This window comes from Dactylosporangium salmoneum, from assembly GCF_039532525.1.
GTDB lineage: Bacteria > Actinomycetota > Actinomycetes > Mycobacteriales > Micromonosporaceae > Dactylosporangium > Dactylosporangium salmoneum.
The window spans coordinates 366,052-385,791 of the sequence record NZ_BAAARV010000025.1 but is presented as its reverse complement, the minus strand read 5'-3'; the positions used below and the strand labels follow the sequence as shown (position 1 = coordinate 385,791).

Below are 19,740 nucleotides of genomic sequence, written 5' to 3'. Positions count from 1 at the left end.
CAGCCGAGCGCGACGGCGGCCGCCGCGGCCAGCGCGCACGCCGCCGCCAGCCCGGCGACGAGGACGGTCACCCCGCCCACGATGCCAGACGGCCGGCCGCGCGGCATCGGTCCCCGGGTCCACCGCCGTACATCTGCGGGATGACGGCGGCCGGAGACCTGCATCCGCTGGTGGAAGCACCCGCGGTACCGGAGCAATAGCGTTTGGGTCATGACAACGGTGGTGCGCCTGGACGACGTGCGCAAGGAATACGCCGGCACGACCGCCCTCGACGGGGTGACCCTGCGGGTCGAGGCGGGCGAGGCGGTCGCGGTCATGGGCCCGTCCGGCTGCGGCAAGTCGACGCTGCTCAACCTCATCGCCGGCCTGGACCGGCCGACGGCGGGGCGGGTCGAGGTGCACGACGAGGACCTCGGCGCGCTGAGCGAGACCGGCCTGGCCCTGTTCCGCCGGCGCCGGATCGGCATGATCTTCCAGTTCTTCAACCTGCTCGACGACCTGCCGGCGCTGGACAACGTGGCGCTGGCCGCCCAGCTCATGGGGGTGCGGGCCCGGCCGGCCCGGCAGCGGGCGCTGGAGCTGCTGGACGAGCTCGGCATCGCCGAGCGGCGCAACGCCTACCCGGCCACGCTCAGCGGCGGGGAGCGGCAGCGGGTCGCGGTCGCCCGGGCGCTGATGAACCGCCCGGCGCTGCTGCTGGCCGACGAGCCGACCGGCGCGCTGGACAGCCGCGCCGGCGAGCAGGTGATGGACCTGCTGCTCGACCTCAACCAGATCGGGCAGACGCTGCTGCTGGTCACGCACGACAAGGCGATGGCCGAGCGCTGCGCCACCCGGGTCGTCGACCTGGCCGACGGCCGCGTCGCGGGCGAGCGGGCCCTGGAGCGGGCCGCATGAACGCCGTGTGGAGGGCGGCCCGCGCGGCCGTGCGGCGGCGCAAGCTGCAGACGTTCGTCATCGCCGTGGTGGCGCTGTTCTCGACGGCGACCGTGGTGGTCGCGCTGGGGCTGCTCGACGCGTCCAGCGCCCCGTTCGACCGGGCCTTCGCGCAGCAGCGCGGGCCGCACGTCGTCGCGACGTACTCGACGGCCGGCCCGCCCGTCGCGAGCGGCGCGGAGGCGGTCGCCGGCCCCTTCGAGCAGCTGGTCCTCGACGTGCCGGCCGACGGCGGGCCGCTGTGGGCGACCGGGCCGCTGACCGTGGTCGGGCGGGCCGACCCCGGCGGACCGGTGGACCAGGTCCGGGTGTGGGCGGGCCGCTGGGCGAGCGGTCCGGACGAGGTCGTGCTGGCCAACGAGCCGCCCCCGCGCGGCCAGGAGCACTTCTTCGCCGACGAGATCCTCGGCAGGACGGTGACGGCGCCCGGGAAGCCGGCGCTGACGATCGTGGGGCTGGCGTACAGCGTCGGCCGCACCGCCGACCTCTGGGCCTCCCCCGCCACCGTGCGGCGCCTCGGCCCGACCGGCGCGCAGGTGCTCTACCGCTTCCGCGCCGCCGCCACGCCGGGGCAGGTGGACGCGGCCATCGCCGGCCTGCCACGCGACGGGCTCGTCGCCACGCGGTCGTACCTCACGCTGAAGGCCGCCGTCGCCGCCGGCCCGGGCACCATCCTGCCGTTCCTCGTCGTCTTCGGGGTGCTCGGGCTGATCGTCGCCGTGCTGATCGTGGCCAACGTGGTCAGCGGCGCGGTCATCTCCGGCTTCCGCCACATCGGCGTGCTCAAGGCGCTGGGGTTCACGCCGCGCCAGGTGGTCCTGGTGTACCTCGCGATGGTGACCCTGCCGGCGACGGCCGGCGCCCTGCTCGGCACCGTGCTGGGCACCATCGCCGCGAAACCGCTGCTGCAGAACGCGTTCCTGGGCCTCGGCTTCGGCGGCGACGTGCGCACCGGCGCCTGGGTGCCGCTCACCGGCGTCCTCGGCGTGCCGGCGCTGGTCGTGCTCACCGCCCTGGTGCCGGCGCTGCGGGCGCACCGGCTCTCCGCCGCCGCGGCGATCAGCGCCGGCTCCGCCCCGAAGCCGGGCCGCGGCCTGCGGGTCCAGCGGGCGCTGGCCGGCACCCGGCTGCCCCGCACGGTCAGCCTCGGCCTGGGTCTGCCCTTCGCCCGCCCGGGCCGCACCGGCCTGACCATGGCCGCCCTGCTGCTCGGCGTGGTCACGGTGACCTTCGCCAGTGGCCTGGCCACGTCGGTGATCCGCTACGGCGAGGCCACCGACCGCGCGGACGCGGTGCAGGTGCAGGTCCGGCCGAACAACCCGTCGCGGGGCGACCGCGCGTCGCAGCGCACCGATCCGCAGGTGGAGTCGCTGCTGCGCGGCCTGCCGGACACCGTCTTCGTCACCGCCGACCTCACCCTGCAGATCGCCGCCGACGGCCACCCCGACCCGCTCCAGGTCGACTTCCTGCGCGGCGACGCGACCACCATCGGCTACCGGGAGCTGCTCACCGAGGGCCGCTGGATGAGCGGCCCGGGCGAGGTGGTCGCCTCCTCCGCCACCCTGCACGACCTCGGGGCGCGGGTCGGCGACCGGCTGGAGCTGACGTACGACGGCCGCCGCGCGCCCGTGACGATCGTGGGCAAGGCGATGGAGGCCGGGATCGCCCACGGCGACCTGTTCGCCGACTGGTCCGCGTTCACCGCCCTGGCCCCGGACTACCACCTGGTGAACCACGAGGTGATGTACTTCGTCCGGATCGCGCCGGGCACGCCGGTCGACGCCTACCTGGCCGAGGTGCGCGCGGCCGACCCGGGCCTGCACGCCTGGCACGCCGTGCAGGGCCTGGGCAACTCCTTCACCGTCTCGGTGGTCACCATCTCGGTGGCGTTCTCGGTGATGATCGGCGTCGTGGCCGCCCTGAGCGTCTTCAACACGGCCCTGCTCAACGTCCGCGAGCGCCGCCGCGACCTGGGCATGCTGAAGTCGATCGGGATGACCCCGCGCCAGGTCGTCGGCATGACGCTCACCTCAATGGCCGCCCTGGGCGCGCTCGGCGGGCTGATCGGCATCCCGATCGGCATCGCCGCCCACCGCCTGATCGTGCCGATGGCCGGCCGCGCCGCGAAGATCGACCTGCCCGCCTCCCTCTTCCACGTGTGGCACCCGTCGACCCTGCTGGCGACCGCCCTGTCCGGCGTGGCCATCGCCGTCCTGGGCGCCCTGCTCCCGTCCCGAGCCGCCGCCCGCCTCCCCATCGCCGAGGTCCTCCACAACGAATAGCGCCCGGGTGGAATGGGGCAGTCGGCCGGGTGGGGCGGTTAGCGTCGAGGGATGTCTGTACTCGTCGCGTTCAGCGTCACGCCGCTCGGCACCGGGGAGGATGTCGGGGCCCTCGTGGCCGAGGCGGTGCGGGTGGTCCGGGCGTCCGGGCTGACCAACCGGACCGATGCCATGTTCACCTCCGTCGAAGGGGAGACCTGGGAGGAGGTCATGGCGGTGGTGCAGGCCGCGGTCGAGGTGGTGCAGGCCCAGGCGCCGCGGACCAGCACGGTGATCAAGGTGGACTGGCGGGACGGGCCTGTCGGGCGGCTCGACTCCAAGGTGAGCGTGGTGGAGCACCACCTGGCCGACTAGCGGGTCCTCAGGCGAGGCCGTCCAGGAAGCTCAGGGCGGCGCGGGCGTTCTCGTGGCGCCAGGCGGCCAGGATCGCGGCGAAGCCCGTCGCCTCCGCGCGGCGGCGGGCCAGGGCCGGCTCCAGGGGGGCGAGGACCTCGCGCTGGGCGGCGACCAGGGCGTCCAGCGCGCGGCCGCGCCGGCTCAGCAGGGCCAGCTTGACCAGGAACTCCGAGCGCAGGTCGCGCACGTGGCCGACCGGGCGGGCGAGCCAGACGGCGACCGCCGCGGCGCCGGCCTCGGTGGCGGTCAGGATCGAGCGCTGCGGGCCGCGGTGGCCGGCCGTGGTCTCGGTGACGACGAGCAGGCCGGCGGCGGTGAGGCGGTCGGCCGCGCGGTACACGATCGGCCTCGGCACGTGCCAGGCCCGGCCCACGTCGCCGTCCTCGGCGGTGAGCGCGGCGATCGCGAAGCCGTGCGCGGGGGCCTCGTCGACGAGGGACAGCACGATCCACTCGGCGAGCGACAGCGACGGCACCGGCACGATCGGCAGCCTATGCCGGGGGCTTCCGGGGACGGCTCGCGGTCGGTAGTCTCACTGTGACTACCGACGGAGGGGGCACCGGTGACACCCGTTGGGCTGCTGCCGGACGGCACGCCGCACTACGCCCCCGTCGGGGCGCTGCTCGCCGACGGGGACCGGGTCTGCTGCCACCTGTGCGGGCGGTGGTTCCTGTCGGTGGCGAGCCATCTGCGGTACCACGGCTGGAGCAAGGCCGCCTACATCGAAGCCTTCGGCCTCGAGCTGAGCAACCCGCTCAGCGGGGCCGCGACCAGCCGGCGCCGGGCCGATGCGCTGGGCGCGCGGCAGGCCGAGCCGGCCATCCTGCGGGCCCGGCTGGCGGCCCGGGAGCGCACGGCCCGCGGGACGCTGGCCGAGGCCGCGGCCCGCGCCGCCCGCGGACGGCCGCACCCGCTCGAGCGGCGGGCCAAGACACTCGCCGCGCTGGCCGTCGTCGACCCCGCCGCGCGGGCCGAGGGCAACCGGCGGCGCGGGGAGCGGCAACGGGCCCGGGTCGGGGCGCAGGTCGCGGCCCAGTTCGGGTTCGCGACGTTCGACGAGTACCTCGACGCGCGCCTGCGGGCCGGCCTCAGCATGGCGGCGATCAGCCGGGAGGCCGGGCTGCACAAGGACTGGGTGCACCGCCACGCCCCCGTCGACCGGCGCCACCCGCCCGGGGAGGCACGGCTGCTGCGGGCCGCGCAGGCGCTCGGGTTCGGCGACGCCGGGGAGTACCTGCGCGTCACCCACGTGGAGCAGCACCGCAGCGTGGCCGCGATCGCGCTGGAGGCCGGGGTGTCGCGCTGGACGGTGGCGGCGGCACTGCGGCACCGGGGCATCGAGCCGGTGCCACACGCCGACAAGCGGCACCGGTCGGAGGATCGCGACCGCGCGGTCGCGCGGCGGCTCGGGTTCGCCTCGGTCGGCGACTATGTGCGCGCCGAGCGGGCGCAGGGTCGGACCTGGGGATCGCTCGCGGCCGAGTCCGGAATCGCCCAGACCAGCCTGCGCAGATACGCGCAACGCGTTGTTAACATTGTCGTAAGTTGATGTTACTCGACTTCGGACAAGGCTTACTCAAGAGGGTTGACGCGAACCATTCGGTCCCGCAAGATCGCAGGCGATCACTTCCCCGAATTGCCGAAGGGACGTCAGTATCGTGACCGAAACCCCCCTGTGGCTGCAGGGCCGTTCGGCCGTTGTGGATGCCGCGGACCCGCAGGACTGGCGCGACGGCACCCCCGATTACCACCTGTCCCACACCGTCATGCCCGGACAGCGCACGCACCAGTTCGCGCCGGATTCGCTCGAGGCGATCGTCGAGAGCATCGTGCAGGTCTTCGAGATGGAGGTCTCGCACAAGAAGGACCCCGCGACCTGGGTCTCCATGGTGACGGAGCACTTCCGCACCAACGTCAACGGCGGCCCGTGGGCCACCGCCCAGGACATCGCCGACATCGGCAGCTACAACATCCTGATCGGCGACAGCGCCTTCTACAAGGCGGGCGAGGAATCGTTCGAGTCGTCCCACCACATCTTCCACAAGGCCTTCCCCGGCGGTTTCTACTGGGAGGTCCTGGAGGTGCTCAGCCCGCCCCCGGTCGTCACCTTCAAGTGGCGCCACTGGGGCGCTTTCACCGGCGAATACCACGGTTTCGCGCCGAACGGCGAAACCGTGGAGATGTTCGGCATCAGCGTGGCCAAGGTGAGCGACGACCTGAAGCTGCTCGAGGTCGAGCACTACTACGACCCGAACGCTTTCCTGGGCAAGCTGACCGGCGGCTGCCCGGTCGCGCACTAACGCATTTGCGAAACGACGAACGGCGTCATTCCAGCTCGTGTCCGGCCGTGCGGTCGACGTGGGCGGGGATGGCGCCGTCGGGCACGTCCCCGGTGCTCAGGGTGCCGGACGGCTCGAACATGAGGATGGAGCCGCCGGGCGAGGACGGCTTGTGCTCGGTGCCGCGGGGCACGACGAAGGTGTCGCCGCGGTACAGCACCACCGTGTGCTCGTGGCCGTCGGCGTCGCGCAGGGCGATGTCGAAGCGCCCGTCGAGCACCAGGAAGAACTCGTCGGTGTCGGCGTGGGTGTGCCAGACGTGCTCGCCGCGGGTGTGGGCCACCCGCACGTCGTAGTCGTTCATGCGCGCCACGATGCGGGGGCTGTACACGTCGGTGAAGGACGCGAGCGCTTCGGTCAGGTTCACGGGCTTCGCAGTCATGATGCCGATTCTGCGCGCCCGGGCGGCCGTCCGCCTTGTACGAAGCTGATCCTCGCCCGGTGCCCACTTCGCAGGTAGCCTCGCGCGGGTGACCGATCGCTGGCTGCTCGACCCCGACCTCTCGCTGCGCCCGGCCGCCAGCACGCCCGAGGTGCGCTTCGACAGCGCCGGGGAGACGCTGCTCGGCGTCCTGCACGTGCCGGCCGGCCCGGGGCCGCACCCGATCGCCGTGCTGCTGCACGGCTTCCCCGGCAACGAGCGCAACTTCGACCTGGCCCAGGCGCTGCGCCGGGCCGGCTACGCCGCGCTGGTGTTCCACTACCGCGGGTCGTGGGGCGTCGGCGGCACCTACTCGTGGACCGGCGTCCTGGCCGACGCCGCCCGCGCGGTCGCGGCCGCCCGTGATCTCGCGCCCGCGCACGACCTCGACCCGGACCGGCTCGCGCTCGTGGGCCACAGCCTGGGCGGGTTCACCGCCCTGCACACCGCCGCCGCGGACCCCTCCGTGCGCGCGGTGGCCGCCCTCGCCGCCTACGACTTCGGCGCCGTTTCTCAGGCCCCGGATGCGGTACTGCGCCAAGCCCACGCCATGTTCGGCTCCGACCTGCTGCCGTTGCGCGGCACCTCGGCCGACGCCCTGTTCGCGGAGATGCTGGCGGCGGGCGCGTCCTGGCGGCTGGACGGGCTGGCCGACGCGCTCGGCCCGCGGCCGGTGCTGCTGGTGGCGGCCGCGGATGACACCGTGGCCCCGCCGGCGCTGCACCACGAGCCGGTCGTCGCGGCGTACGGCGCCCTGCCCCGGTTCTCGCACCTGGCGCTGCCGGCGGACCACGCGTTCTCGGGCCGGCGGGTCGCGCTGACCCGCGAGGTCATCTCATTCCTGGACCGAAGCTTGGCGTGAGGCGCGCCGGCACGCGAGGTGACCTCGTCCCTGGACCGAGGCTTGGCGTGAGGCGCGCCGGCACGCGAGGTGATCTCGTCCCTGGGCCGAGGCTTGGCGTGAGGCGCGCCGGCACGCGAGGTGATCTCGTCCCTGGGCCGAGGCTTGGCGTGAGGCGCCCGAGGCGCGCCGGCACCCGGCTCCTCACTGCGCGGGCAGGTCCGCGCGGTGCCGGGTAGGCCGCTCCACGGCCAGCGTGCCGTCCGGGTTCTCCGCCGCCGGGGCGTACCCGGCGTGCCGCAGCGCCGCCAAGGTCTCGGCCGGCGACAGCGCGCTGGACAGCACCGTCGGGGCGAGCTCGGTCAGCTCCAGCCGGGCCAGGCTGCGCACCGACCGGATCTCGCCCAGCAGCGCGGTGTCGTCGCTGCGCAGGACGCAGCCGACCGTGCGGACCCGCACGACGCCGTGCTTGCGGCCGAGGTCGCCGATCATGTACTCCAGCGCCTGCGGCACCCGCCCGCCGGCCGCCGCCGCGCGGACCCGGGCCAGCAGCTCCTCGGCGGTCGAGCCGGCGTCGAAGGCGCGGCGCACCGAGGACTCGGTGAACCGCCAGGTGTAGCCGCCGCCGCGCGACTCGCGGTCGGCGGCCAGGTCCAGCAGGGCGCTCAGGGCGCCCGAGGGGGCTCCGGTGGCGACGGCGGTCAGGTCGCTCTGGAGCAGTACCGTCTCCTCGGCAGGGGGAAGGAAGCCGCGCAGGGCCTCGGCTAATCGCTCGCGATCGGCCGCGGCCAGGGCGTGGCACAGCGTCGTCGGGGCGTGGTGCGCGCCCACGCCCATGAGCTCGTACTCCCGCCAGAGCGCCGCCATCATCGGCATGACCTCGCCGGCGTCGCCGGCCACGAGCGGGCGCAGGTACGCCACCATGGCCGCGAGCCCGTCGAGGCCGGCCGCGCCCCGGCCGGTGCGCAGCGAGGACAGCACCCCGGCGAGGGTCACCCGCAGCAGCGCGCTGCCGGCGTCCTGCTCGCTGCCGACGAGGGCCGCGCGGCCGTCGAGCAGCAGCGGGGCGGCCGGCATCTGGAACCACCCGTCGACGAGCCAGCCGAACTGCTCGGCCGGCTCCAGCTTGAGCCAGTTGTCGAACTCCGCCGACGGGGCCACCCTGTCGCCGGCGATGCCGATCAGCCCGTTCATCCCCGCGACGGTGAGCCAGAAGCGCACGCCCTCCTCGTCCGAGCCGACGAGCCGAGCCAGCTTGCGTACCTCCCGCAGCCCGATGCCGCCCGCCTTGAGGATCGGCACCGGGGTCCGCCCGCACTCCTCCAGCAGTGCGGTGACCGACGACAGCGCGGCCCGGGCCGCGGCCGAGCCCTCCCGGTCCACCGTCTCGGCGCTGATCGTCACCGACGGCGGTGCGGGCGGCGACGGGTCGAACTCGGCCCGGAAGTCCGGCCGCAGCGCCACGCCGACCTCGCTCGGCATGGAGATCGCGGCGCCGTAGTAGGCGTTGAAGACGAGCAGCCCGTGGTCGACGGCCCAGCGCAGCGGCGAGGACTTGTTCCCGGTGCGCAGCGCCATCATCGCGTGCGGGTCGGCGTAGAACGGCTCGCCCACCGCCATGTCCAGCATGATGTCCCGGGCCGCCCGCGGCGCCGACCGGAAGAGGTCGCGCACCCGGTCGGGGTCGGCCAGCGCCGCGCCGATCGCCCCGAGCAGCCGCCGGTGCTCCCGCCCGACCGGCGCGCCGAGCCCGTAGGCGATGCGCTGCAGGTGCTCCACCGGCAGGTACTGCAGCTCGTGCTCGGCGGCCCGGCCGAAGCCGTAGCTGTTGGCCAGCACCTGATGCAGCGCGACCGTGCGGATCCACTCCGGGTCGTCCTCGTCGGGCTGGGCCAGCCCGGCCTCGTGCAGCGCGCGCAGCGCCGCGGTGAGCCGGCGGTCCTCCACGCCGACCCCGATCGCCCGCGCCAGGTCCCGCAGGCGCGTGCCCGCGGCGCGCAGCGACAGGACCTCGGCGACCTGTAGCTGCGGCAGCGTCAGCAGCGACGCGGCCTGCAAAATCTGGGGCGACTCCACCGGCGCGAATCTACCGCTCCGGGGTCTCCATCGGCTGTGTCCGCCGTCGCAAGCGTTGCTACGTAACGGTGTCGCTGCAGTCGGTGACAGGCGAAAGCATCGATCTTCATTATTTTTTCGGATGATTCGGTCATATCCGGATGTCTCGCGATATCTCGATGGCCGGATGGCTGTTGCACACCTGGCGATCGGCTCTATGTTGTGTCGTCGCTTAGTTCCACCCCCGTAGGAGACGACGTGAAAAACACGCTGCTCAGGAGGGTCGCGGTCGGCACGTTCGCCACCGTGGCCGCCGTCGGCCTATCGACCCTCTTCGCTGACGCCGCCAGCGCCCACAGTGCGAACCCGGCGGGTGTCGCGGATTGTCGCAACGGCAAGTACGTCATCACCTGGACGGTCGAGAACGACTACGGCACCAAGGTCACGCTGTCGAACATCCACATCATTCCCGACGGCGGCAAGCACGACGACATCGTGCTGGGCGGCAAGGGCAGCCGCGACAACGAGCCCTCCAAGCAGACCTTCACCACCGAGTACACCACCGACAAGGCGACCGACCTCCAGCTGAGCGTCGACGGCCTGTGGCAGGACGGCCCGCACAAGACGTGGCCGGAGGACGGCAAGCCGCACACCTTCGTCAGCAGCAAGGTCCACCTGGACGGCAAGTGCAAGCCGGAGACCCCGCCGCCGACCACCCCGCCGCCGACCACGCCGCCCGCGACCACGCCGCCGGCGACCCGCACGCCGACGCCGGAGGCCTCCTCGCCGACCCCGGGCCTGCCGGTGACCGGCTCCGACACCACGTGGCCGACGGTGGGCACGGGCGCCGCCCTCGTCGCCGCCGGTGCCGTGCTGGTCGTGACCCTGCGCCGCCGTCGCCGGGTGACCTTCACCGCCGAGTGACCCTAACCGCCAGGTGACCGAACCGCCGAGCGGCCTTCACCGCCAGGTCACCGAACCGCCAGGTGACCGAACCGCCGAGCGGCCTTCACCGCCAGGTCACCGAACCGCCGGGTCACCGAACCGCTGAGTGACCGAACCGCTGAGTGACCGAACCACGACGAACACGGCGTCTGTCCCATGTGGACAGACGCCGTGCTCGTTCACAGCCCCGCGGCCCGCTCCAGCAGCTCCTCGCCGACCAGCTCGAGCGGCTCCAGGCTGCGCTCGGCCCGGCACAGCACGACGGCGCCCTCGGTCGCCGCGATGACCGAGGTCGCGAACCGCGCCGCGGCCGCCGGCTCCACCCCCGCCGCGGCGTAGAGCTCGGTGAGGCGCGCCCGCCAGGCCCGGAAGATCGCCGCCGCCCGGTCGAGCAGCGGCTCGGAGTCGGCCGCCACGGTCACCGCGAGCACGGCACATCCGGCGCGCAGCCGCGAGCGGTCGAGCACGAATCGCCAGGCCCCGATGACGTACCGCGTGATCTCCACCGCCCCGCGCCCGTCCAGCTCCCCGAGCCCGGCGAGCATGCGCCCGGCCACGAGCTCGAGCGCCGCGTCGACCAGCTGGTCCTTGCCCTCCGGGAAGTGATGGTAGATCGACCCGCGGGGCGCCCCGGTCGCCTTGAGCACCTCCGAGAACGACGTCGCCTGCAGCCCCTGCTTGGCCAGCAGCAGCGCCGCGCCCTCCACCATCTTGCCCCGCACTTCGCCCGCCATCTGCGGCTCCTTGACTATGACGGTCAGCATAATCTACGTTCTATGACGACCAGCATAGTTCCCGCGAACGGAGCCTGCCGCCATGCCCATGATCGACGTCTACGCGCCCGCCGACCTCTTCCCCGCCGGCTCCGACCGCGAACTGGCCGCCCGCCTGACCGCGGCCCTGCTGCGGGCCGAGGGCGTGGCCGAGCCGGGCCCGGCCCACACCGGCAACACCGGCGCGTACATCCACCGCCTCCCCGCCGGCGCCGTCCACACGGCCGCGACGGACGCCGCCCGCACGGTGCGCGTCCAGGTCCTGACCCCACCCGGAGTGCTGACCCGCGAGGGCCAGCGGGAGCTCGTCGCCGAGGCGACCCGGATCGTCACGGAGGTCAGCGGCGACCCGACGCAGTCCGCCCGCACCTGGGTCCTGCTGACCGAGGCCGCCGAGGGCGGCTGGGGCATCGCCGGCACCGCTTTCGGCCGCGCGGAGTTCGCGTCCCTGCTCGCCTGACCGACGCGACCCGCGAGCCCTGGCCGGCGCTACCCGCGAGCCCTGGCCGGCGCTACCCGCGAACCCTGCCCGACGCGACCCGCGAACCCTGACTGGCGCGAACCGGGCAGCGCGCACCCGACCGCCGCACGGCCTCGGTACCGTGTCCGACGATGACCACGATCCCACCGCTGCACGTCGGCTGCGCCATGTGGACCCACCCGGCCTGGCCGTGGCGCTCCGGCGATCGGCTGCGCGCGTACGCCGAGCACTGCGACGCCGTCGAGGGCAACACCACGTTCTACGCCACCCCGTCCCACGACACGGTGGCGTCCTGGGCGAGGCAGACCGGCCCGGACTTCCGCATGGTGCTCAAGCTGCCCCGGGCCGTCACGCACGAGCAGCGCCTGCGCGACGGCGGCGAGACGCTCGCCTTCCTGCGCACGATCGAGCCGCTGGGCCCGCGGGTGCACGCCCTGTGGATCCAGCTCCCGGCCTCGTTCGGGCCGCCGGACGTCCCCGCCCTCGACGACTTCCTGCGCGGCCTCCCGGCGCGGCACCGCTACGCCGTAGAGGTCCGCCATCCCCGGTTCTTCGAGCGCCCGGACGAGCTCAGCGGCGTGCTGGCCCGCCACGGCGCCGAGTGGATCCCGTTCGACACCACGACCCTGTTCAGCAGCCCGCCGACCAGCGAGGCCGAGCGCGACGCCTGGGCCAAGAAGCCGCGCAACCCGCTGCGCACCGAGGCCCTCACCGAGTTCCCGATCGTGCGGTACATCGGCCGCGACGACCCAGCCGAGACGGTCCAGGGCTGGCAGCGCTGGATCGCCGTCACCAAGGCCTGGCTGCTCGAGGGCCGCTCCCCCACCGTCTTCGTGCACACCCCGGACAACGCGGACGCCCCGAGGCTGGCCCGCGAGTTCCACGCCGCCGTGCGGCGCGAGGTCCCGGACCTGCCCCCGCTGCCGGACCCGGAGCCCCTCACGCTGTTCTGACCCGCACCTCGGTCCCGTCCGGCAGCTGCAGGAACGCGAGCAGCCGCAGGGCCTCGGCGTGCACCGCCGCGGCGTCGGGCAGGTCGCGAAACGCCACGACCTCCAGGGCCCCGGGCCGGATCGACCAGGTGCCGGCCACGAAGCCGTCGACGAGGAACGTGGGCCGCACGATCGAGTAGCCGGGGCAGACCACCGCGCGGTCGGCGTCGGACAGGATGATCCGGCCGCGGTCCGCGTGGCTGAGCACGGCGTTGTCGAAGTCCGGCAGGAAGCGCACCGGCGCGGGGAGGTCCGGGTCGGCCAGCTCGAGCTCCGGCAGGTCGTAGAGCTCACGGCCGGTCGCGTCGCGGTACACCCGCAGCCGCATCGAGTCGAGCACCGGCCGCTGGCGGCGAAGCCCCGACCACGCCTGCAGATCGGCGGCGGTGGCCGGCCCGCACGACGCGAGGTACCGCCGCACCAGCTCTTCCGGCGAGGGCGACGAGGACAGCGGCCCGCCGAGCCAGTCCGTGGCCAGCGCGACGTGGACGTGCCCGCGCCGCCGCCAGATCCCGGACGGCGGCGGATGGATGAGCGAGAGCTGGTGCTGCGCGGCCCACGCCAGCGCGATCGACTCCCGCCCGGGGAACCGCTCGCCGAGCGCCTTGGCCAGCTGCGGCCGCGTCATCGTGCGCCCGGCCAGCGCGGCGGCGGCCGCGGCGGCGATGTCGTCCAGCTCCAGCCCCGCGATCTGCTTGCGGAACGCCGACAGCCCGGCGGCGCCCATGCCGGCCCGCAGCAGCGGCCGCAGCCACCGGTAGTCGGCGCCGGTGGTCAGGTGCTGGGTGCCGCGCAGCAGTCCGCCCCGCACCACCGAGCGGTCCTCGAGCGCGGCCGTGAGCCGCTCGTGCGTGAACCCGGGCAGCCGCGTCCACAGCCCCACGTACGGCGCGTCCACCTCCTGCGCCTGCACCGCCACCAGGTGCCCCACCGCCTCCGGAACGGTCAGGGCGACGTCGTCGAGCAGCAGTTGCCGGCGCAGGTACGTCCGGTTCAGGGTCCTCGCGGAGATGTTCACGCCGCGACGGTACGGCGAGTTGCGGTCAGAAACGGTCCGCAAAGGGCCGGCGCCCCGAAAGGACGCCGGCCCGGTTTGCGAAAGCGACTCAGCAGTGGCCGAGGTCTTCCCAGTTGGCGGTCCAGCCGGGCTCGGAGCCCTGGGTCCACCACTTCGCGCGCCACAGGTGCTTGCCCTGGCCCGACGCCGGGCCGTTGGGGTCGCCGTTGGCGCTCTTCTCGTGCTTGACCGTCTGGCCGGTCGTGTAGACCGCGCTGATGGACCACTCGGGGGCCTGGGCGCAGTTGGTGGCCGGCGGGGTGGACGTCGACGGCGTCGGCGACGCGGTCGGGGACTTGGACGGCGACGCCGAGGTGGTCGGGGTCGCGGAGCCGGTCGGCGTCACGCACGGGCCGGACGAGTCCACCGTGTCGGTGAACGCGTTGCCCGCGCTGCGGTAGGCGGCCGCCTGTGCCGTCGCCTGGCTCGGGGTCAGGACCTGGTTCTTCGCGTACAGCACCCAGTCGACCTGCTCGATGTACGTGCTCAGGCCGCCGGAGTGGGCCGCGGTGTCGATGAACCACAGGTTCCAGTTGATGGTCATCGTCTGGCGCGGGTAGAACTTGCCGGAGTGGTCGCCGACCTGCTGGCCGTCGATGTAGTAGATGACGTGCCCGCCGGAGACGGTGATGACCAGGTCGTGCCAGCCGTCGAAGCTCTGGCGCTCCTCGGAGTGCACGTTGTCGGCGTACCACGGGTCGTTGCGGTAGGTGTACCAGGTGGTCTGGTAGTTGATCGGGCCCGTCTCACCCCACCCGCCGTTGGGCAGGTACTCCGAGAAGTCCAGCTCGCTGTACGTCGGATCGAGGTCCCCGTTGAGCGGGCTGATGGTGAAGAACGTCTCGTTGATGTGGTCGCCGTCGTTGCCGCTCTGCGGCGCGTCGGTGAAGCGGATCCGGCTGGCGTAGGTGCCCTCGAGGTACCGCTTCTGGCTCGTGTAGAGCTCGGCCTGGTTCGTTCCCCCGCTGGTGCCGTCGGTGGACGCGGTGAGCTGCATGACCTTCTGACCGCCGTTGGTCGGGAAGGAGATGCTGTTGGCCGACCAGGTGGCGCCGGGCACGCCCGGGCCGCCGGAGTAGGTGCGCGGCACCCACCCGTGCGAGGTCAGCGACGCGTCGGCGGACGAGCTGTAGTTGAAGTCGTCGAACAGGTACCCGCAGTTGTTGGCGGCGGCACTGGCGGTGCCGACGGTGGCCGCGGTGATGGCGACCGCCCCGACCGCGCCGGCCAACGCGACGGCGGACGCGATGCCGATAGATCGACGTTTACCGATGGACATGAGCAGGGTCCTCCTTGAGGGGGATCAGGAGCGCATGGACCTCTTACTTGACCGCGCCGGCGGTCATACCGGCTCGGATGTGCCGTTGGAACGCGACATAGGCGATGAGCACCGGCAGCATGGCGATCGTCAGGCCGGCGAACAGTCCGCTCCAGTCGCTGCGATACCCCTGGCTGACCGACAGGGAGGCCAGGCCCTGCGCCAGGACGTACCGGTCCGGGTCGGGGTTGAGAACCAGCGGGAGCAGGTACTGGTTCCAGAGCCCGAGGAAATTGAAGATGCCGACGGCGACCAGGCCTGGGCGGGCCATCGGCAGCATCACGCGGAAGAACACGCCCGCGTGCGAGCACCCGTCCATGAACGCGGCCTCGGCCACCTCGCCGGGCAGCGTGCGGAAGAACGAGTGCAGGAAGAACACCGTGAACGGCACCGCGTAGGCGGCGTAGACCAGGATCAGGCCCGGGTACGTGCCGAGCAGGCCCAGCTGCTGCACCACGAAGAACAGCGGCACCAGCGCCAGGAACACGGGGAAGAACATGGCCGCGACGAACGTGTAGTAGATGATCCGGTTGCCGCGGAAGTCGTACCGCGCCAGCGCATACGCCACCAGCGCGCCCAGCAGCATGGTCAGGATCAGCCCGCCCCCGACCACGATGAGGCTGTTGAGGAAGTACCGGCCGATGTCGGCCTGGGTCCAGGCCCGCGACCAGTTCTCCACGTGCGGGGTGGTGGGCAGCGACCACGGGTCGGTGAGGATCTGCTGGTCGGTCTTGAAGGAGCTCAGCACCGCCCACAGCAGGGGCAGCGCGGTGACCACGCCCCAGCAGAGCATCGCCACGTGCGGCAGGACGCGCTTCACGCGAGTTCGACCCTCTCCTTGCGGCCCGCCCGCAGGGCGAGCACGGCCAGCGTCAGCGTCGCGAAGAACAGCGCGACCCCCATCGCCGAGGCGTAGCCGAACTTGCCGTAGGTGAAGGCGTTGCGGTACAGCGACAGCCCGATCACCTCGGTGGCCCCGTCCGGACCGCCCGGCCCCGCCGTCATGACCTGCACGACCGCGAAGCCGTCCAGGGCGGTGATGCCGAGGTAGACGAACCCGACCTGCACGGTGTCGCGCACCAGCGGCAGCGTCACCCGCCGGAAGGTGGCCCACCCGCTCGCCCCGTCCAGCAGCGCGGCCTCGAAGAGCTCCTTGGGGATCGCGTCGATCGCCGCACTGAACAGCACCATGTAGAACCCGGCCGAGGACCACACGAGCACGGCCATCACGGCCGGCAGCGCGAGGTCCGGATCGCCCAGCCAGCTGCGCGCGAGCGAGCCCAGCCCGACCCCGCGCAGCACCCCGTTGAGCAGACCGGTGTTCGGGTTGTAGATGAACGACCACAGCACCGCGATGATGACCAGCGACAGCAGCTGCGGGAAGAAGTAGACGATCTGGTACACCTTCGAGCCCGCGATGCCGGAGCGGCCGTCGCGCCCGCCCAGGTGCAGCATGCTCGCCAGGAACAGGCCCAGCGCGATGGTGACGATCGGTACCACCACGAGCATGACGGCGTTGTTGCGCACCGCGTCGAGGAAGAGGGAGTCGCCGCCGAGGCGGGCGTAGTTGCCCGCCCCGACGTAGTGCGCCTCGCCGGCCACGCCGGTCCAGTCGGTGAGCGAGAGGTAGAACGCCTGCGCGTACGGCGACAGCACGAACACGACGTGCAGCACCAGGGCCGGCACGAGCGCACCCAACAGGAACCGGAGCCGACCGTGCTTCATCAGCGGGTGTACTTCTTGACGCTGGAGTCCTTGGCGAGCGCGTCCGCCGCCTTCTGCACGCGGTCGGCCCACTCGGCGGGCGTGGCGCGCTTGTTGACCAGCTCCCCGGTCGCGTCGTCGACGGCCTTGGCCAGCGGCGCGTACCAGGTGCGGAAGCGGTACGTGAAGGTCTCCTTGCCGGCCGCGGTGACCGCGTCGCGGGTCGAGCCCAGGCCGCTGGACAGGGTCAGGCCGTCCGTCGCCCCGGCCACCGCCGGCAGCGTGCCCGCGCTCTGCGCGAAGGCCTTCGCCGACTGCTTGGAGAACAGGATGCGCAGGTACTCCAGCCCGCCCGCGGCGTTCTTGGCCTTCGACGGCACCAGGAACGACTCGGAGCTGGCGGCCTGGACCGCGGTCTGGGCCATCTTGTCACCGGAGGTGCGCGAGGGCACGGCCCCCATGACCATGTCGAAGCCCTTGGGGGCGACGTCCTTCTGCTCCGCCTCCAGCCACGAGCCGGACGGGATGAACGCGGCCTTGCCCTGGCACCAGGCGGCCTGCGCCTCGGTGTGCGACAGCGCCTCGGAGCCGCTCATGATGTAGCCCTTGGCGGCCAGCTCCGCGAACGCCTCGGCGGCGGACTTGAGCCCGTCGGCCTTCCAGGCGTTGGGCTCCAGGTTGTCGACGGCCTTGATCAGGTCGACCCCGCCGATCTTGGCGGCCATCGACAGCATCGGGTCGTTGATGTACTCCGGGTACTTCCCCTGGTAGGTCCAGGGCGCGATGCCCGAGGCCTTGATGGTCTCGCACAGCGCGAGCATCTCGTCCCAGGTCTTCGGGTAGGCCCAGCCCTTGCTGGCGAAGAGCGGCTTGGAGTACCACAGGCCCCAGGCGGTGTAGGTGAAGTTCAGCACCAGGGGCGCCTTGTCGAAGGTGCCGTCGTCGACCACGCCCGGCAGCAGCGTGTCGCGGAACTTGGTGTTCGGGTCGTCGAACGAGGGCGCGTCGAGCAGCTCCGAGAGGTCGGTCAGCTGCTTGGTCCCGACCAGGGCGGAGATGTCCAGCCGGCCGGCGCCGGTGTTGTCGACCACGTCCGGCGGGGTGTTGGCCACGAACCGGGGCTGCAGCGCCTCGCCGACCTTCTGGATGCCCTTGTGGTCGATCGTCGCCTTCGCGTACTTGCCCTTGTAGAGGTCCTCGGCGTGCTTGGCGTAGTCGTCGCCGTAACCGCCCTTGAAGATCACGACCTCGAGCGGGGCGTCGTCCTTGACCCCGAGCGGGTTGTCGGCGCTCTTCGCCCCGGCGTTCGCGGCCGGCTTGCCGTCGTCCTTGCCGCTCGTCACGCAGGCGCTGAGCAGCGGCACCGCGGCCGCCGCCCCGAGCGCGGTCTTCAAGATCGTTCTACGGTTGGGGTACGTTGAAGTGGAAGGTGAGGGGTTCATATCGGGCCTTCTCTCTTTATGCGGTACGCCGGATGCGCCCGGCGTACCGCGCCTCGAGTGCTGCGTTGTGCTCCCGCCCGCCAGGCACGTTGTCGGACAGGTAGACCGGCGGCGTGACGCCGAGCGCCAGCAGGCGCGCCACCACCTCGGTGACGATCTGCTGGGCCAGCAGGGCCGCGGTGATCGAGGAGACTGCCCCGACGGCGCCGCCGCCGGGCAACGGCAGCGACGCGTCGCCGTAAGGGGCCCCGTTGTCGAGCACCACGTCGGCGAAGTCGCCGAGCTTCATGCCGCTGGGGTGGCGCGAGTCGACGCGGGAGGAGTGCTCCAGCGACGTGATCGCGATGAGCGCGTGCCCCCGCTGCTTCACCAGCTGCGCCATCTCCACCACGGCGCCGTTGACGCCGGAGTTGGAGGCGATGACGAACGTGTCGTCCGGCTTGACGGGGGCCAGGTCATAGAGGCGGTGCGCGACGCTCGCGGTGCGCTCCAGCTGCGGGTCGGCCAGGGCGCTGAGCGGCTCGCCGCCGTAGAGCACGATGTCGCGAAGGGCGATGCGGCTGGTCGGGACCAGGCCGCCGGCCCGGCCGGCGATCTCCATGGCGAGCGCCTCGGAGTGCCCGCAGCCGAACGCCTGGATCACCCCGCCCGCCTGGACCGTCGCGGTCATCAGGTCGGCGGCGTGCGCCACCTTGTCGCCCTGGGTGGTCCCGACCCGGTCGATGGCGGCGCGGATCACCTCGACGTAGTCGGCACTTCTGATGGTCACAGCGGCTTTTCCCTCCGTGGTCGCTTGCGGATGTTGGTCGTGTCGGGCACCCGGTGCGCGTCCACCGCGCGCACGGTGAGCTCGAGGGCCTCGGCGGTGCGCTCGTAGGTGCGCTGCGCCACCGCGACGTAGATGAGGTCCAGGACCAGCAGCTGCGAGTGCAGCGCGGAGAGGGCCGCGACCCGGAAGGTGGTCTCGTGCACCGACGTGGTGAACACGACGTCGGCCACCTCGGCCAGCGGCGAGCGCCCGAACGACGTCACCGCGACGGTCGTCGCCCCGTGGTCGGCCGCCTCGGCGAGGGTCTCCAGGACCTCCCGCGTGCGGCCGGAGTGCGACAGGCCGATGGCGACGTCCCCGGGGCCCAGCAGCGCGGCGTTGGTGAGCGCGGTGTGGCTGTCCGAGCGGTACCAGACCGGGACGCGGATGCGCTCCAGCCGGAACGCCATCTCCCGGCCGGCGGTGCCACTGGAGCCCAGCCCGAAGATCTCCACCCGCCCGGCCCCGGCGATCGCCTCGGCGACCCGCTCGACCGCGGCGACGTCGAGCCCGGCCGCGGTCGCCTGGATCGCCCGGGTGTCGGCCGCGGTGATCACCCCGAGGACGTCGCCCAGGGGGTCTCCCGGCGCGATGTCACCGCTGATGTCGGTCTCCCAGCGGGCCTGCTCGGCCCGGCCGGTCTCGGTCGCGATCGCCACCCGCAGGTTCGCGTACCCCTTGAAGCCGAGCGTGCGGCTGAACCGGGTGACGGTCGCCGTCGACGTGCCGGAGCGCTCGGCGAGGTCGACGATGCTGGCGTGCGCGGCCGTCTCCGGGTCGCCCAGGATCGTCTCGGCGATCTTCGCCAGGGCGTCCGGCATCGTCGGCGCCTCTATGCGCAGCCGCCCGAGCAGCCCACCACTCTCACCCGTCACGCCGAGCCACCTAACACCGTAGTCATCCTTTTCATCGTCCCGCCTTGGCGATGAAAATTACGACCACTTCAACTT

20 protein-coding genes are annotated in these 19,740 nt (G+C 72.8%); 9 read left to right on the top strand and 11 right to left on the bottom strand.

All coding sequences use genetic code 11. The features are described from left to right. The first annotated feature begins 210 nt into the window (after nucleotides 1–210). The 3 genes from ABD352_RS18005 to ABD352_RS17995 are packed head-to-tail and all read left to right on the top strand — an operon-like array spanning nucleotide 211 to nucleotide 3,572. Nucleotides 211–897 carry an ABC transporter ATP-binding protein gene (locus ABD352_RS18005; protein WP_344613537.1) on the top strand — a complete coding sequence of 229 codons (687 nt, stop codon included), beginning with the start codon at nucleotides 211–213 and terminating at the stop codon, nucleotides 895–897. Next, a complete protein-coding gene (locus ABD352_RS18000) occupies nucleotides 894–3,218 on the top strand; it encodes an ABC transporter permease (protein WP_344613536.1) in 2,325 nt (774 codons plus the stop codon). The genes ABD352_RS18005 and ABD352_RS18000 overlap by 4 nt, the downstream gene beginning before the upstream one ends. A 51-nt stretch (nucleotides 3,219–3,269) precedes the next feature. Continuing rightward, the gene (locus ABD352_RS17995; RefSeq protein WP_344613535.1) at nucleotides 3,270–3,572 is read left to right on the top strand and encodes an MTH1187 family thiamine-binding protein; all 303 of its coding nucleotides are present in this window, start codon (nucleotides 3,270–3,272) and stop codon (nucleotides 3,570–3,572) included. Between the two features lie 7 nt (nucleotides 3,573–3,579). Here ABD352_RS17995 and ABD352_RS17990 read toward each other — a convergent pair whose 3' ends face one another. After that, nucleotides 3,580–4,095: a hypothetical protein gene (locus tag ABD352_RS17990; RefSeq protein WP_344613534.1), complete on the bottom strand. Its 516-nt coding sequence runs from the start codon at nucleotides 4,093–4,095 to the stop codon at nucleotides 3,580–3,582. Nucleotides 4,096–4,176: 81 nt separating this feature from the next. Between ABD352_RS17990 and ABD352_RS17985 the strand changes: the two genes are divergently transcribed. Then, nucleotides 4,177–5,163 (top strand): hypothetical protein, encoded by a 987-nt coding sequence (locus ABD352_RS17985; protein ID WP_344613533.1) that lies wholly within the window; start codon nucleotides 4,177–4,179, stop codon nucleotides 5,161–5,163. 109 nt (nucleotides 5,164–5,272) lie between these two features. After that, nucleotides 5,273–5,914: a SnoaL-like polyketide cyclase gene (locus ABD352_RS17980; protein ID WP_344613532.1), complete on the top strand. Its 642-nt coding sequence runs from the start codon at nucleotides 5,273–5,275 to the stop codon at nucleotides 5,912–5,914. Between the two features lie 25 nt (nucleotides 5,915–5,939). On the opposite strand, the gene ABD352_RS17975 is transcribed toward ABD352_RS17980, so the two are convergent. Then, nucleotides 5,940–6,335 (bottom strand): cupin domain-containing protein, encoded by a 396-nt coding sequence (locus ABD352_RS17975; protein ID WP_344613531.1) that lies wholly within the window; start codon nucleotides 6,333–6,335, stop codon nucleotides 5,940–5,942. 88 nt (nucleotides 6,336–6,423) lie between these two features. On the opposite strand from ABD352_RS17975, the gene ABD352_RS17970 reads away from it, so the two are divergent. Next, on the top strand, nucleotides 6,424–7,236 hold the full coding sequence (locus ABD352_RS17970) for an alpha/beta hydrolase family protein (protein ID WP_344613530.1): 813 nt from the start codon (nucleotides 6,424–6,426) through the stop codon (nucleotides 7,234–7,236). Between the two features lie 183 nt (nucleotides 7,237–7,419). Here the strand turns inward: ABD352_RS17970 and ABD352_RS17965 are convergent, their stop codons facing one another. Next, nucleotides 7,420–9,291, bottom strand: a complete 1,872-nt coding sequence (locus ABD352_RS17965) for a helicase-associated domain-containing protein (protein WP_344613529.1) — start codon at nucleotides 9,289–9,291, stop codon at nucleotides 7,420–7,422. A gap of 237 nt (nucleotides 9,292–9,528) precedes the next feature. Between ABD352_RS17965 and ABD352_RS17960 the strand changes: the two genes are divergently transcribed. Beyond that, nucleotides 9,529–10,194 (top strand): LPXTG cell wall anchor domain-containing protein, encoded by a 666-nt coding sequence (locus ABD352_RS17960; protein WP_344613528.1) that lies wholly within the window; start codon nucleotides 9,529–9,531, stop codon nucleotides 10,192–10,194. 200 nt (nucleotides 10,195–10,394) lie between these two features. On the opposite strand, the gene ABD352_RS17955 is transcribed toward ABD352_RS17960, so the two are convergent. Beyond that, nucleotides 10,395–10,949, bottom strand: a complete 555-nt coding sequence (locus ABD352_RS17955) for a TetR/AcrR family transcriptional regulator (RefSeq protein WP_344613527.1) — start codon at nucleotides 10,947–10,949, stop codon at nucleotides 10,395–10,397. An 82-nt stretch (nucleotides 10,950–11,031) separates the two neighbouring features. Between ABD352_RS17955 and ABD352_RS17950 the strand changes: the two genes are divergently transcribed. Further along, complete coding sequence (locus ABD352_RS17950; RefSeq protein WP_344613526.1) at nucleotides 11,032–11,448, top strand: tautomerase family protein; 417 nt, start codon at nucleotides 11,032–11,034, stop codon at nucleotides 11,446–11,448. A gap of 188 nt (nucleotides 11,449–11,636) precedes the next feature. Beyond that, the gene (locus ABD352_RS17945; RefSeq protein WP_344613559.1) at nucleotides 11,637–12,422 is read left to right on the top strand and encodes a DUF72 domain-containing protein; all 786 of its coding nucleotides are present in this window, start codon (nucleotides 11,637–11,639) and stop codon (nucleotides 12,420–12,422) included. Here ABD352_RS17945 and ABD352_RS17940 read toward each other — a convergent pair. The 7 genes from ABD352_RS17940 to ABD352_RS17910 form a co-directional block, all read right to left on the bottom strand. Then, nucleotides 12,409–13,479, bottom strand: a complete 1,071-nt coding sequence (locus ABD352_RS17940) for a winged helix DNA-binding domain-containing protein (protein WP_344613525.1) — start codon at nucleotides 13,477–13,479, stop codon at nucleotides 12,409–12,411. The genes ABD352_RS17945 and ABD352_RS17940 overlap by 14 nt on opposite strands. Nucleotides 13,480–13,567: 88 nt before the next feature. Continuing rightward, entirely contained in the window at nucleotides 13,568–14,797 is a 1,230-nt protein-coding gene (locus ABD352_RS17935; protein ID WP_344613524.1) for a glycosyl hydrolase, read from the bottom strand. A gap of 43 nt (nucleotides 14,798–14,840) precedes the next feature. Continuing rightward, the gene (locus ABD352_RS17930) at nucleotides 14,841–15,629 is read right to left on the bottom strand and encodes a carbohydrate ABC transporter permease (RefSeq protein ID WP_344613558.1); all 789 of its coding nucleotides are present in this window, start codon (nucleotides 15,627–15,629) and stop codon (nucleotides 14,841–14,843) included. Between the two features lie 23 nt (nucleotides 15,630–15,652). Next, nucleotides 15,653–16,561 (bottom strand): carbohydrate ABC transporter permease, encoded by a 909-nt coding sequence (locus ABD352_RS17925; RefSeq protein ID WP_344613523.1) that lies wholly within the window; start codon nucleotides 16,559–16,561, stop codon nucleotides 15,653–15,655. After that, nucleotides 16,561–17,934, bottom strand: a complete 1,374-nt coding sequence (ngcE, locus tag ABD352_RS17920; protein ID WP_344613522.1) for an N-acetylglucosamine/diacetylchitobiose ABC transporter substrate-binding protein — start codon at nucleotides 17,932–17,934, stop codon at nucleotides 16,561–16,563. Before ngcE ends, ABD352_RS17925 begins: the two co-directional genes overlap by 1 nt. Nucleotides 17,935–17,998: 64 nt before the next feature. Next, entirely contained in the window at nucleotides 17,999–18,745 is a 747-nt protein-coding gene (locus tag ABD352_RS17915; RefSeq protein WP_425553561.1) for a sugar isomerase domain-containing protein, read from the bottom strand. A 2-nt stretch (nucleotides 18,746–18,747) separates the two neighbouring features. Beyond that, on the bottom strand, nucleotides 18,748–19,665 hold the full coding sequence (locus ABD352_RS17910; protein WP_344613520.1) for a MurR/RpiR family transcriptional regulator: 918 nt from the start codon (nucleotides 19,663–19,665) through the stop codon (nucleotides 18,748–18,750). Nucleotides 19,666–19,740: the final 75 nt, after the last annotated feature.

Bases quoted from the DNA above. Each gene is read 5' to 3' on its own strand.
- ABD352_RS17925 (WP_344613523.1), bottom strand. From the start codon at position 16,561: ATGAAGCACGGTCGGCTCCGGTTCCTGTTGGGTGCGCTCGTGCCGGCC.
- ABD352_RS17975 (WP_344613531.1), bottom strand. From the start codon at position 6,335: ATGACTGCGAAGCCCGTGAACCTGACCGAAGCGCTCGCGTCCTTCACC.
- ABD352_RS18000 (WP_344613536.1), top strand. From the start codon at position 894: ATGAACGCCGTGTGGAGGGCGGCCCGCGCGGCCGTGCGGCGGCGCAAG.
- ABD352_RS17930 (WP_344613558.1), bottom strand. From the start codon at position 15,629: ATGCTCTGCTGGGGCGTGGTCACCGCGCTGCCCCTGCTGTGGGCGGTG.
- ABD352_RS18005 (WP_344613537.1), top strand. From the start codon at position 211: ATGACAACGGTGGTGCGCCTGGACGACGTGCGCAAGGAATACGCCGGC.
- ABD352_RS17935 (WP_344613524.1), bottom strand. From the start codon at position 14,797: ATGTCCATCGGTAAACGTCGATCTATCGGCATCGCGTCCGCCGTCGCG.
- ABD352_RS17950 (WP_344613526.1), top strand. From the start codon at position 11,032: ATGCCCATGATCGACGTCTACGCGCCCGCCGACCTCTTCCCCGCCGGC.
- ABD352_RS17995 (WP_344613535.1), top strand. From the start codon at position 3,270: ATGTCTGTACTCGTCGCGTTCAGCGTCACGCCGCTCGGCACCGGGGAG.
- ABD352_RS17955 (WP_344613527.1), bottom strand. From the start codon at position 10,949: ATGGCGGGCGAAGTGCGGGGCAAGATGGTGGAGGGCGCGGCGCTGCTG.
- ABD352_RS17945 (WP_344613559.1), top strand. From the start codon at position 11,637: ATGTGGACCCACCCGGCCTGGCCGTGGCGCTCCGGCGATCGGCTGCGC.